At 71.4% G+C, this 13,261-nt stretch carries 9 protein-coding genes; 8 read left to right on the top strand and 1 reads right to left on the bottom strand.

Going from position 1 to position 13,261, the window contains the following annotated elements:
• Nucleotides 1-68 precede the first annotated feature (68 nt).
• Nucleotides 69-506, bottom strand: coding sequence for a MarR family winged helix-turn-helix transcriptional regulator (locus MYF83_RS28350; protein WP_248963777.1), 438 nt, complete (start codon nt 504-506; stop codon nt 69-71).
• 1,188 nt (nt 507-1,694) lie between these two features.
• Here MYF83_RS28350 and MYF83_RS28345 point away from each other — a divergent pair.
• From MYF83_RS28345 to MYF83_RS28310, 8 genes are all read left to right on the top strand, one after another.
• Nucleotides 1,695-2,534 carry a conjugal transfer protein gene (locus MYF83_RS28345; protein ID WP_248963776.1) on the top strand — a complete coding sequence of 280 codons (840 nt, stop codon included), beginning with the start codon at nt 1,695-1,697 and terminating at the stop codon, nt 2,532-2,534.
• 141 nt (nt 2,535-2,675) lie between these two features.
• A complete protein-coding gene (locus MYF83_RS28340; protein ID WP_248963783.1) occupies nt 2,676-2,924 on the top strand; it encodes a hypothetical protein in 249 nt (82 codons plus the stop codon).
• Nucleotides 2,925-2,962: 38 nt separating this feature from the next.
• Entirely contained in the window at nt 2,963-5,893 is a 2,931-nt protein-coding gene (locus tag MYF83_RS28335; protein WP_248963775.1) for a TcpE family conjugal transfer membrane protein, read from the top strand.
• 37 nt (nt 5,894-5,930) lie between these two features.
• Nucleotides 5,931-8,414 (top strand): ATP-binding protein, encoded by a 2,484-nt coding sequence (locus MYF83_RS28330; protein ID WP_248963774.1) that lies wholly within the window; start codon nt 5,931-5,933, stop codon nt 8,412-8,414.
• Complete coding sequence (locus tag MYF83_RS28325; RefSeq protein WP_248963773.1) at nt 8,411-11,059, top strand: type IV secretion system protein; 2,649 nt, start codon at nt 8,411-8,413, stop codon at nt 11,057-11,059. The genes MYF83_RS28330 and MYF83_RS28325 overlap by 4 nt, the downstream gene beginning before the upstream one ends.
• Before the next feature lie 2 nt (nt 11,060-11,061).
• Nucleotides 11,062-11,709, top strand: coding sequence for a hypothetical protein (locus MYF83_RS28320; protein ID WP_248963772.1), 648 nt, complete (start codon nt 11,062-11,064; stop codon nt 11,707-11,709).
• Nucleotides 11,706-12,797 (top strand): C40 family peptidase, encoded by a 1,092-nt coding sequence (locus MYF83_RS28315; protein WP_248963771.1) that lies wholly within the window; start codon nt 11,706-11,708, stop codon nt 12,795-12,797. The genes MYF83_RS28320 and MYF83_RS28315 overlap by 4 nt, the downstream gene beginning before the upstream one ends.
• 35 nt (nt 12,798-12,832) lie before the next feature.
• A complete protein-coding gene (locus MYF83_RS28310; RefSeq protein WP_248963770.1) occupies nt 12,833-13,222 on the top strand; it encodes a (deoxy)nucleoside triphosphate pyrophosphohydrolase in 390 nt (129 codons plus the stop codon).
• The last annotated feature ends 39 nt before the right edge of the window (nt 13,223-13,261 follow it).

Here is a 13,261-nt window from a genome sequence, read left to right as displayed (position 1 = left end):
GCTGATCGCCGTACCGTCGGCCGAGGAGACCGTGTGCTGGTGTAACGGCGGGGTCTGGATGTTCTGGCTCACTTGGCCGCCTCCTGCTCTAGTTTGTCGAACGTCGCCAGCAGCCGCGCGGTGTGCTGGGCGTACTCGTCGTAGGGCACGCCGCTGTGTGCGATGAGTGCGGCCAGCCGGTCTTCGAACCCCTGCCGGACCGAGGCCACCAGCTGCTTTCCTGCGTCGGTGAGGCTCAGCCGCCGGCGGTGCCCCCCGGCCGGGTCGGGCCGGACGTCGAGAAGCCCGTCGGCGGCGAGGACGGCGGTCATGCGGCTTACCGACGGCTCGGTCACACCGAGGTATTCGGCAAGGGTCCGTTGCGTCGAGGCCCCCAGCTCGCCCACCAGGGTCAGCGCCACGAAACGGCTGTAGGAGACGTTGTGCTCCGCCCGCAGGATCCGGTCGGCCGCCCGGTCTAGCCGGGCGGTAAGCACGTGCAGGTTGAGACTTAGATCGCTTTCCATACGCAGTAATTTAACATACTAACTTAGCCACTGCAAGTTCCTGCCTCGGCCAGTTCACCCTCGGGTGATAACCATGGGTCTGCAAGCTGCCGCGACCGACCCATGCTGAACGGACCGTGCCGAAGATGCGGCACCGCCATCCGGCCTGGACCGCGGACAGTGTCATAGCGCTCGGACACAGGCGTTGGTGTCTACCTCCACAACACCCTTGATGTCCCACCTTGGGCGGCAGTCTCGCTCACACTCGCGCTGGCGAAACGTCGGCAACGAACGACCACCGACGTGAGATCAGAGGGCCGACCGACCAGCGCGGCAAGCATCACGGCGCAGGTCGGCGGAGTGGCGGTCAGAGTTCCGCTTCAACGTCTGACCGCGTGAGCGACCGCCGCACCGGGAGTCCCGGTGGGGACGGGCCCGCCGCCGGCAAACCCGTCCGGTGAGGCGTGACGCTGTGACCTGCGGATAGCAAGCCCTGGCTGTCAGGTAATCGAGCCGGGCGGCCTGGCCCGCGTACCCTCCAATATTTGAGTCGGTCGTGTGCTCCGCCGGAGCCGCCGGCCATGTACGTGCCGCCGTGCGCCCGCCCCCGCACGAGCGGCGTGGCGGAGAGGAGGCCGGTGCATTGCCAATGCTTGACGGCCTTCCTGTTGATCTACAAGTGCGATCCCATCATCTGCCTGAGCTGCGGTCATGCCTCCAGGGCATGCCAGATTCACGGTGGTTTCTTGTCTGGTGCGAGCTTTGTCCTTAATGCGAAGCTCGTCGGGGAGGTGAGTCCTGGCTCGCGGACGTACAAGGGCCCTCTGTCCTGCGTGAACTCGGCAGTCGCGTTCCTGAAACCGGAGGAAGACCGACTTGGTCTGCTACGGCGATGCCTGCACCATGGGCGTGGCTTTCCTGGAACAATTGGTGAGGCCGCTAAAGTGAATACTTCACCATGGATAACAGGATCGATAGTAAGACGACACCGCGCCAGCCGGGGGGATCGGCGCGACCGGAGGCGTGATGGCTCGCAGGTCGAACGTCCAGCACGGTCCGCGGACCGCTGGCGAACCCGAGCATTCGACGTACCCTCCCTCGCCCTACGACCCGGACCTTGACCACGTGCCGGCTCGCGGACGCAACACGCCGCGCCGCGGCGGATGGTCCGGTGGGGGCGGGCGCTGGCTCGTGTGGACGGGCAGGGCCGTGCTGTGGGCACTGATCATCGTCATCGTCGTCAACGGCGTCCGCGCGCCGATCGAGCGCATCGGCCAGGGGGGCACCCCCACGGGCATGCCGGTCACTCCGACGGGCAATGGGTTCCCCGAGGCGGACGCCTCGGCGTTCGCCGGACAGTTCGCGGCCGCCTACTTGAATTTCGACGGCGCCAAGCCCGATGAAAGGGCGGAGCGATTGAAGCCGTTTCTTCCGGAAGGCGCCGAGCGCCAGTTCGGATGGAATGGTTTGGGGCGTATGTCCGCTGGTGCATTTCAGCTTTCCGGCATTGAGGTCGTAGATTCACAAAATGCCGTAGTGACGGTTTTCGCGCAATCCGGCGCGCAGCGCTGGAAGCTTTCCGTCCCGGTTTATTACTCCAATGGCAAGTTCGTGGTGTCCGGCCGGCCCGCCCTGCTGCCGGCCGGAGGAGCGGCGGGCCTGCCTCAGGCGCCCGAGCCCGACCACGACGACACCGCAGAGGGCGAGTTGCGCCCGCAGCTCGAAGGCTTCTTCAAGGCCTACGCCGCGGGCGACGCCACCCAGTTGCAACGCTTCGTCGCCCAGGGCGTGACGCTCGACGGCTTCGGCGGCAAGGTCACCTTGGCCGAGCTCAAGAGCGTCAGCGCCCCTCCCGGCGGCGCCACCCGCGAGATCACCGTCGTGGTGGTGTGGGCCCTCGCCACGGGCGCGACCCCCGTTCCCAGCAGTTCCCCGGATTCCGCCGCAGAGTCGGGCGGCCTGGAGCAGGCCTACCGGCTCACCGTGGAGAAGCAGGGTGACAACTGGTACGTCAAGGCCATCCGCGGCGCGACGCGGGACGCGGGGTGAGGCCCGGGCGGCGGAGATGGGGAGCGAGGCGGCAAAGGGAGCGCGGAGAACCCGGACCGGTCCGCGGACCGGTGAGCGCGACCATGAGCAGGAGGACGAGAGTTGATTCTGAAAATGATCGTGGAGAACGCGTTGGAGGTCATGACACCGTCGGCGCCACCGGCCGGCGGGGTGAACACCGCGGGCCTTGCGGACTTCCTGCGGAAGTTCTTCGCCCCGCTGTTCCTCGTCGTGGTCTCCGTCGTGGCGATTTTCTTCCTCTTCACACGGGAGATCACCCGATTCGTCCAGTTCATCATTCTGGCCGTCGCGATCGGTGTGATCTTCTACGTGCCCAACGTCATCGAGGTGACGGCCAGGGCGATCGCGGGAGCGCTCGGCATCAAGTGAGCGCGACCAGATGGCCGTGACAGGGAGAGGAGGATCGGGTGGACCTGCCTACCTATACCAATATCTGGCGGATTGAGAAGCGGCTCTACAAGCTGTACGACCTTCGGCTGCCGATGCCGCTTCCGATCGTCTGGATCGGTGTGTTCCTGGGCGTGCTGGTCCCCTGGTCGGTCCTGCTGGGGCTCCTCCAGGTGCCCCTGGAGACGCCCTGGCACGTGCTCTACCTGGTTCCGCCGGGCATCGTGACGTGGCTGTCCACCCGGCCGGTGATCGAGAGCAAGCGGCTCAACGAGCTGCTCCAGTCTCAGCTCCGCTACATCGGCGAGCCGAAGACCTGGTGCCGCCTGGCGCCGGCCGACGAGCCCGACGAGATCACCTTCACGGCGAGGGTCTGGCGGTCGGCTCCGCAGGCCGAGCTCCTGGTGTCGGCCGAGAGCGCGAAGTCCGCCTCCAAGGCCCGGCGCGGCGCGCGTGCGAAGCCCAAGCACACCGCGCCCCGCAGAAGGTCCCTTCCCTCGTGGAGCCCAGGGCGGCAGCTGCCGTCCGTCAAGCCGGCCGCCCGGGCCGGCGCCGTCGTGCCTGGCGAGGTGCGCCCGGCCGTGGCCGCCGCCGCGGCGGCCGTGACCAGCCTCCCGGTCGCCGAGACGCCCGCCCGCCTGCGCGAACGATCGCGCGTCACCTGGGGCAGCACGGTCACCCAGCCCACCGGCGGCGTCGCCTCGATCACGCCGCCGTCCCCAGGCGCCGTCACACCGGGCGCAGGCCGCACTGACGTGAGCCCGAAGCCGGGCCCAGGGCGCGCGGGCGAGGCGCGGACGCCGACTTCCGATCCCGCCGCCGAGGCGAGCACGCCGCGGTTCGGGCTCGCCGCCGAGGCGGGCAAGTCGCCGTCGGGGCTCGCCGCCGAGCCGCCGAGAAAGGGCCTCCCGCCGGCTCCGACCGCGCTGTCCGCCTACCCGCCCATCGTGCCCGCATCCGATCTCCCACCCGTCAAGCCGGCCGCGTCCGGGCTCTCGCCCGTCAAGCCGGCCGCGTCCGGGCTCTCGCGCCGACCCGCCGAGCCCGCCACGCCGGCCGGGCCCGCCGGGCCCCGCACGCCGGCCCCGTCCGCCGAACCGGCCGCGTCCGCCGAACCGGCCGCGTCCGCCGAACCCGCCGCGTCCGGTATCTCCGCGACAGGGGCCGAGCCTCGTACCCCGCAAGAGGCCGCCGGCGCCGAGGCCGCGCCGGGCGCCGGGCAGGAGGCTCCGGCGTCCCCGCCGCCGATCGGCACGGAGGCCCTGCGCCGCCTTCGCAGGCTCGCGGCCTCCGCCGAGAGCCGGGGCACGCCGAGCACCCACGGCCCGAAGCCGCCATCCGAGCAGGTGGGCCTGCCGGGCGCACGTCAGGCTTTCTCCCGCCCGCCCGCGATCACCTCCGCGATTGCCGGAGCCGGAGCCGGGTCCGTGGTTGCCGGAGCGGAGGGCGAGCGCCCTGTGCCGGAGTCCCGGGTCGCCGAAGGCGCCGCCGCAGCGGAGTCCGAGGTCGAGGGCTCGGTCCCCGAGCCTCGGGCCGAGGCGGCCGGGCTGGAGGCGGCGGCCGGGTCCCTGTCCGGCGCCGCGCCGGCGGCCGGTGGCCTGTCCAGCGTCGTGCCGGAGGTGGAGACGGAGCTCCGTGAGCAACACCGCAAGGGCCAGCCGCCCCGCGCGGCCGCGTCCCATGCCCGGCTGCCGGAGTCCCGCACGGTCTGGCCGGCGTCCCGGTCCCGCACCCCTGAGTCCCAGGCGCCCAGGCCGCGCACCCCCGAGTCCCCGGCCTCCCGGCCGCGCACGTCCGAAGGGGCGGGTTCGGGAGGGCGCGGGCTCGGCGGCCCCGCCTCGACCGGGTCCGGTCCGGTGGTGCCGACGCCTGCCGTGCCGAGGGTTCCCTTGCGGCCCGCGGCGCGCGAGCAGGCGCCCCCGCCGCTGTCCATCCGCGCCGTCTCCTCGGGAGATGGCGCGGCCGCCGACCCCGCCGCGCCGTCCGTCCCCGTGCCGCTGCCCCTTCCCGGCGAGGAGCCGCGCGTGCGCCGCGTCGAGTCGGTCGTGGGACGTGACCAGACCGGAGGCTGGCGGCGCCTGGCCCAGGTGGTGATCGGCGGCGGCGCTCCGAGCCGCAACGACGGCATCGAGATGGACGAGGCGCGCGCGCGTACGGTCCTGTCAGGCAGCCGGCGGATCGTCGTCCTCGGCTGCACCGGCGGCGCCGGGCAGACCACGACCACGCTGATGCTCGGGCACACCCTGGCCCGCTACCGCGAAGACCGCGTCCTCGCGGTCGACGCCAACACCGGCGACCACACGCTGACCGGCCGCATCGCGGCCGACTCGCCCGAGACGCTGACCTCGCTGCTCGCCGGGCTCGACGGCGTGCACGGCTACCTGGGCATGAGGGCGTACACGTCGCGCTGCGAGTCGGGCCTTGAGGTCGTCGGCTCCGACTCCGACGCGGCGGCGGCCCGGCGGCTGGCCGACCGCGGCCTGTTCTCCGACGAGCGGCTGGCGCACGCCATCCGGGTGCTCGACCGGCATTACAAGCTGATCCTGGTCGATCCGGCGGCGTCGATGGCGGCCCGCCTGCTGCCGTACGCCGACCAGTTGGTGCTGGTGGCCCCGGCCAGCGAGGACGCGCCCGACGCGGTGGCGATGACCTTCGACTGGCTCGACGGGCACGGCTCCACCGAGCTGCGGCGGCGGGCGGTCATGGTGATCAACGGCGTCAGCCGGCGGAGCATGGCGGGGGTGGAGCAGGCGGAGGCGGTGGCCCGTGGCCGCTGCCGTGCCATCGTCCGCGTCCCGTGGGAGGACGAGCTCGCCCCCGGAAATCCCGGCCCGGTCCAGCTGACGCATCTCCGGGCCCAAGGACGCAGGGCGTACGTCGCCCTCGCGGGAGTTGTGGCAAGCGGCCTGGCGGTGGCGAGCCGCCCGAGCGAGGAGGAAGTGGCTCAGTGACCAGCAAGCGAGCCCGATGCGGGGAGCGGTCCGGCTGATGGGGAGATCGTCGCGGTCGAGGAGCAGGCTGGCCGTACGCTACTTCGACGATCGGATCCTCCTTACCGACTCGTCGGCATGGGCGTATTTCCGGCTTCCGACGGTGAGCTACGAGTTCGTGACCGCCGAGGAGCGGGAGGCGCTCGCCACCAACATCACCATCGCCCTGGCCGCGATCCGCATGACCGACGCCGAGGTGCACCTCCGGGTCGCCCACCGCGCCTATCCCGCCGCCGACTGGGCCATGGCGCTCAACGCGACCTCCGACGAGGGGGAGGGGTGGCGCGACTACCTGGAGGAGATGTACCGCCACGTCTGGGCGAAGGACTTCTGGTCGAAGGAGGTCTACCTCGGAGTGCGGCTCGGGCCGCGGGGCGCGCAGCTCGGCACGGGCGTGCTGGCCCAGGTGTTCGGCTTCTACCAGCGCAGCGAGAAGGCCCTGGGCCTGGAGGACGACCACGTCCCCGACTCCGAGATCAACAAGTGGACCGACCAGGCGGAGCGGCTCGGCCGCGCCCTCGGCTCCAGTGCCCTGTACGCGCGCCACGCCACCTCCGGCGAGGTCGCCTGGCTGTTCCGGCACGCCGCCTCGGGGTCGCTCGGCGACCCGCCGTCCTCGGCCACCCCGTCCAGGCGGTGGGGCAAGGGCGAGGTGGAGTCGCTGGTGGAAGGCCAGATCCACAACGGCCGGTCGTTCCTGCGCATCGAGCAGCCCGCGGGCGACTCCTACGTCGCCCACCTGTCGTTCGCCAGGTTCCCCGACCTGATGCCGTTCCCGGACGGCGAGCCGTGGCTGCACTTCATCGACCAGTTACCGTTCCCGGTCGAGGTCAGCTCGCGGATGCGCCTCATCCCGCCCACCAAGGCGAGCAAGGACGTCGCCCGCAAGCTGGCGCACGCCCGCGACATGGACATCCACATCCGGGAGGCGGGCGCCGAGGCGCCGATCGCCCTGGCCGAGCAGATCGACGCTGCGCGCATGCTGGAGCACGGCATCACGAAGGAGCGCCTGCCCTTCGTGTACGGCTGGCACCGGCTGATCGTGGCGGCTCCGACCGAGGAGATGTGCGTCCAGCGCGTGGAAGCGGTCGTGGAGCACTACCGCGACATGGGCATCGACATCGTCAACTCCACGGGCGACCAGTTCTCGCTGTTCTGCGAGGCGCTGCCGGGTGAGCGGGTGCGGGTCAACGCCTACGCCCAGCGGCAGCCGCTGCGCACAATCGCGGGCGGCATGGCCACGGCCACCGTCGACCTCGGCGACCGCATCGACGAGTCCGGCGCCGGGTGGGCCGGGCCGTACATCGGCGAGACGCTCGGGCGCGCGCGTTCGATCGTCCATTTCGACCCGCTGGTGGCCGCCACACGGAACCGCCCGACCGCCATCGCCATCACCGGCGAGCCGGGCGGCGGCAAGACGACCCTCGCCCTGCTGCTGATCTACCAGATGGCCCTGCGCGGGGTCACGGTCGCGGTCATCGACCCCAAGGGGGACGCCGAGTCGCTGGTGCAGCTCCTGCAGAGGCGCGGGCGCAAGGCGCGCATCATCCCGCTCGGCTCGGCTTCCCCGGGCCTGCTCGACCCGTTCTCCTTCGGCGACGACATCGCGGCCAAGAAGACCATGGCGACCGAGACCCTGCGGTTGCTGCTCCCGCGCATGTCCGAGGAGCGGGAGTCGGCGATGATCCAGGCCGTCTCGACCGTGTCCAACGGGCCGAGCCCGTCGCTGGGCAGGGTCGTCGACCACCTGGAGCAGGCCGAGGACGCCGCCTCGCGCAACCTCGGCGCGGTGCTGCGGTCGATGGCCGAGATGCACCTGGCCCGGCTGTGCTTCGACCCCTCCGGCGGCGAGCAGATCGACACCGAAGGGTGGACCACGGTGTTCACGCTCGGCGGGCTGACCCTTCCCGACGTCGCCACGGCCAGGGACGACTACTCCTATGAGCAGCGTCTGTCGGTGGCGCTGCTCTACCTGGTGTCGCAGTTCGCCCGGCGTCTGATGAACAGCCTCGACCGCCGCTCGCCCAAGGCCATCTTCCTGGACGAGGCGTGGGCGATCACCTCCACTCCGGAGGGCGCCAAGCTCGTGCCGGAGGTCTCGCGCATGGGCCGGTCGAGGAACACCGCGCTGGTGCTGGTCTCGCAGAACGCGGGTGACCTGCTGAACGAGCAGGTCACCAACTGCCTGTCCTCGGTGTTCGCCTTCCGCTCGACCGAGCGCGTCGAGGTGGACCACGTGATGGCGCTGCTCGGCGTGGAGCCCTCCGAGGAGCACAAGGCCGCCCTGCGGGCGCTGGGCAACGGCGAATGCATCTTCCGCGATCTGGACGGCCGCGCGGGCCGCATCGGGGTGGACCTCATCTCCGAGGACCTGCTGCGCTGGCTGGACACCAATCCGACCCACGACAAACCCGACGAGAACCTGCATGATCCTCGTGGGCGAGCGAGCAGGCCGGGAGCTGCGCAGGAGGTGCGGTCATGAGACACCTTGGAAGCGGCGGGACGTCCAAGCGGCGCGACGGCGGTGAGGCGTCCAAGCGGCGCGACGGCGGTGAGGCGTCCGAAGGGCGCGACGGCGGCCGGACGTCCAAGCGGCGCGGGGGTGCGGTCAAGGCGGTGGGGCGAGGCCGGCGGCTGCGCCGCAGGGTCGTGCTGATCCTGGCGATCCTCGCGAGCATCGTCGTGGTGCCGATCGCGCTCTCGCCGACGGTGGCGGGCGCGGCGGGGCCGTGCGACCTCTCACCCGACCTCGCGCCCGAGATCGTCGGCGGCGGCGTCGACGGGCTCGTCAAGCCGCCCCCGCCCGACCCCGGCGCCGAGGGGTCCGGCGTCACGGGTGCGACGGGCACGTCTCCCACCGCGCAGGGCACCACGACGGCGGGTAAGGGCGCCCCCGAGCCGCTGACGAACTACGACCGGTACGGCATGGCCGGGCAGTTCTGGCACACCTACGGCCTCGGCTGCAACGACGTGGCGGCGGTCCTCGGCAACGCGTGGGCCAACTCGGTGTTCTCCTGGGCCAAGGACATCGACCGGATGACGATCACCACGTACCAGGCCGCGGCCACCGAGGGCCCGCTCCAGTCGATCAAGGACGTGGTCGACGACATCGTCACAAACCTCGCGAACGCCATGTACTGGCCGTACCTGCGAGTGATCATCCTGCTCGCGGCCGTCTGGCTCGCCTGGTACGGGCTGATCCGCAAACGCGCCAGCACCACGGCCGAGGGCGTCATCTGGATGATCCTCGCCGTCACGGTGGCCGTGTGGTTCTTCAGCCGGCCCGGCGACTTCACCGGCCTGGGCAAGACCGTGACCGACAAGACCGCCGAGGTCGTCAACTCGGCGTTCAGCGGGCTGCCCGGCGCCGGCGGCGCGTCCTGCCTGCCCACCAAGGGGCAGACCAACGCCAAGGCGGGCCCCGGCGGGTACGGCCAGAGCGGAACCCCCGGCGTCGCGCAGAACGCCGACGCGCTGTGGTCCACCCTCGTCTGCAAGCCCTGGCTGATGGGCGAGTTCGGCACCGCCGACCCGAAGGCCCCCGTGGTCGCGGTCATGGGCCCGAAGATCCTGGACATCCAGGCCACCGACGTGCAGGAGCAGGGCTCCGGTCAGAAGCCCAACTCCGACGCCCACCAGAAGAGGTACGAGGACGAGGTCGCCAAGCCGCTCGAGAGCACCTCGATGTTCTTCCTGTTCCAGGGCAAAGACTGGACGACCAGGCTCAGCATCGCGATCGGCGCGCTCATGGCCGCCATGGTCGCGGGCGTGCTGATCTTCCTGGTGGCGGTGTCGCTCATCGCGCTGAAGGTCGGCTTCCTGCTGCTGCTCATCCTCGGCCCGGTTTTCCTGCTGATCGGCGTGCATCCCGGTTCCGGCCGCATCATCGCGATGCGCTGGGTCGAGATGCTGGTCGGCACCCTGCTCCGCCAGGCCGTGCTCGCCCTGGTGCTCGGCGTGCTGGTGTACGGCTACGCGTTGATCATCTCCACGAACCTCCCGTGGGGCATGCAGATCATGTTCATCGCGCTGCTCACGATCGCCGTGTTCTTCTACCGGCGTCCCTTCCAGCACCTGTTCGCCTCCATGGACGGGCACACGCTCACCACGCGGATGCTCGGCGAGGCGGCCTCCGCGCCGACCCTCTCGCGCGCCGCGAACGCGTTGCCGCCGGTGGCCGCCGCCAGGGTGGGCCGCTGGGGGCTGCGCAAGGCGGAGCCGGTCATCAACGCGGCGGCCATGGCCGGAGGCGGCGTCGCCGCGGCGGCCGCCTCCACGGTCGCCCAGGGCCGGGTCAGGGGCGAGGAGGTCACTTCCGGCGCCACGCAGCAGTCCGGCACGCGCGTGCCGGTGGGCGCGCAACCCGTCCCGCTGGACGGCGAGGGGCAGGCGGGTGCGCGCCGCAAGGCGACCGGGCGCGGCACCGCCGTTCCCCGTCCCGGGGCGGCGCCTCCGCTGAACCTGTCCGGACGTGCCGGCGGCTCGGGACGCGCCGGCGGCGGCGCCGGGTCGAGCCCGCGCCCGCCCACCCGCACCGGTACGGGCGGCGGCGGTGGCGCGGCCGCGTCCGGCTCCGGGGGCGGCGGGTCGGTGGGCGGCTGGTTCGGCGGCAGGTCCGGTGGGGGCTGGGCGTCACGGTCCACGTCCTCGGGCGGGTCCTCTGGCGGCTCGTCGGCCGGCTCCTCGCGGCGATCCGAGGGATCGGCTCCAAGGGCCCCGCGCTCCACGGCCGGCGGTCCTCGGGGCCTGTCGGGCGGCGGCTCGTCCGGCCGGTCGTCGGGCGGATCCTCCGGTGGCCTGTTCGGTGGCTCGTCCGGCGGCCGGTCGTCCGGCGGGTCCTCTGGCGGCCTGTTCGGCGGCTCGTCGGGCCGTTCCTCCGGCGGATCCTCGGGGAGGTCGTCCGGCAGATCCTCCGGCGGCTCGTCCGGTGGCATGTTCGGCGGCTCGTCCGGCCGGTCGTCGAACGGCTCGTCCGGATGGTCCTCCCGGAACGGGAGCTCGGACGGCGGGCGCTCCGAAGGCCGGGAGGCTCCGCCGCTGTGGTTGCCTCCGCGCTCCGACTCCGGCCGCGGTGAGGACGAGTCCTCGCCCTTCTGGCTGCGACCGGCCGACAGGGACAAGGACTGACGATGGCGCAGGTGAACGACCGGCGAGGACTCGTCTTCGCCGGTGTCGTCGTCGCTCTGGCGGCCGTCGGCATCTACTTGTCGATGCGGCCGGCCTCCGGGGGGTCGGACGGCGCCCCACCCCCCGGCGTGGTCTCCACGTCCTCCGCCGCGCCGCCGTCCTCGGGCCCGTCGCCGGCGCCCGCGATCACCCCGAGCACGTTCGACATCTACGGCTACCTGCCGCTCACGCGAGAGCAGATCGCGCAGGCCGCCGACATGGCGCAGCGGTTCGCCGTCTCCTACGCGAGCTTCCGGTACGACGAGGACCCCGCGTCCTACGCCGAGCGCCTGAAGGCCTTCACGACGGCCGACTTCGGCGCCGTCCTGGCCCGGGACGTCACCACACCCGCCACGGTGGAACAGAACCGCGCCGACCAGGTCGTCTCCGAGGGAGCGGCGCGGCTGAAGTCCATCCGTGACATCGCCGGCGGGTCGATCGTGCTCGTCGTCACCGCCACGCAGCACATCACCGCCAAGAGCGGGCCGCAGGAGCGAAGCGCCGACTACGCGATCACGCTCACCCAGGTGGGCACGGAGTGGCGGGTCTTCGACCTGCAGCGCGCGGACGCGGGTCAGGACGGGGACACCGGCGGCGGGGCCACCGGATGACCTCCCGCGTCCGCATCGCGCTGATCGTCGGGCTGGCCGGAGTCGTGCTGGTGACGCTGGTCATGGCGCCCATGCTCATGAGCACGTTCCCCTCGTTCCTCGGTGGCGGCAGCGGCATGACCGCCGACTGCGAGGACAGCGCGGTCATGAACGTCACGAACGTCTCCACCACCGCCCAGTCCGACATTCCCTCCGACTATCTACAGCTCTACAAGAAGTGGGGCAAGAAGATCGGCGTCCAGTGGACCGTGCTGGCGGCCGTGGGCAAGCGCGAGACCGACCATGGCCGCTCCACCCTGGCCGGCGTCAAGAGCGGGACGAACTACGCGGGCGCCGCGGGCCCCATGCAGTTCCTGATCAGCACGTGGGGCGGCAAGGCCAAGGTCAAGATCCCGTCGAAGTTCAACGGGTACGCCTCGGACGGCGACGGCGATGGCTATGGGGACATCTACAACCCCGCCGACGCGATCCTCGGCGCGGCGAAGATGCTCAAGCGCAACGGCGCTCCCGGCGACCTCAAACGCGCCCTCTTCGTCTACAACCACGCCATGTGGTACGTCGAGCAGGTGCTGGAGATCGCCAGGCGCTACGCCACGGACGGGACGCTCGACCTGCCCCCCGAGGCCGATCCGGAGTGCGACGCGCCGATCGTGGAGGCCGCGCCGACCGACATCGTGCGCAAGATCCTCACCTACGCCCTGGCCCAGCGCGGCAAGCCGTACCGCTGGGGCGGCACCGGACCCGAAGGGTTCGACTGCTCGGGCATCATCTACATGGCCTACCGGGCGGCCGGGCTGTCCATCCCGCGCACCACGTTCGGCCAGTGGCCGTTCGGCGTGAAGATCGAGAAGGGCTCCGAGCAGGCCGGAGACCTGGTGTTCTTCAACGCGGGCCCCGGCACCTCCGCCGGCAGTCCGGGGCATGTCGGCATGGTCGTCTCTCCGGGCAAGATGGTCGAGGCCCGGTGCACCCTCTGCGGTCCGATCAAGGTCACCACCTACCGCGACCGCCCCAATATCGTCGGCTACACCCGTCCCCTCCAGAACCCCGACGTCCTGGCCCAGCTCAAACGCCTCGGCCTCACCTAGCCTTGGTGCCGAGGAGGATGTCAAGCTTTACCGGCATGGACACAATTGTTGTGGCGGCGGCCATCGTCGAAGGGGGCAGGCTTCTGGCCGCCCAGCGTGCCGACCCTCCCGCCGTGGCCGGCGGGTGGGAGTTCCCCGGCGGCAAGGTCGATCCCGGGGAGAGCGATCACGAGGCGCTGATCCGGGAGTGCCGGGAAGAGCTCGGTGTCGGGATCGCGGTGGGGGACAGGATCGGCGGCGACTGGCCGCTCAGCCCCGGGTACATCATGCGCGTCTGGCTGGCGCGGCTCATCTCGGGTGTTCCGCACCCGCACGAGCATTTGGCGCTCCGCTGGCTGGCCCCTGACGAGCTGTTCGACATCCCCTGGCTGCCCGCCGACCTGCCGATCGTCCGGGTCGTACAAGAACTGATCCCGGAGGGTTGAACACCAGCGGGGCGTGAGATAACAACTACAGAGCGTGAC

Source organism: Sphaerisporangium perillae (genome assembly GCF_023276435.1).
GTDB lineage: Bacteria > Actinomycetota > Actinomycetes > Streptosporangiales > Streptosporangiaceae > Sphaerisporangium > Sphaerisporangium perillae.
This window is presented reverse-complemented; position numbering and strand designations above follow the sequence as displayed.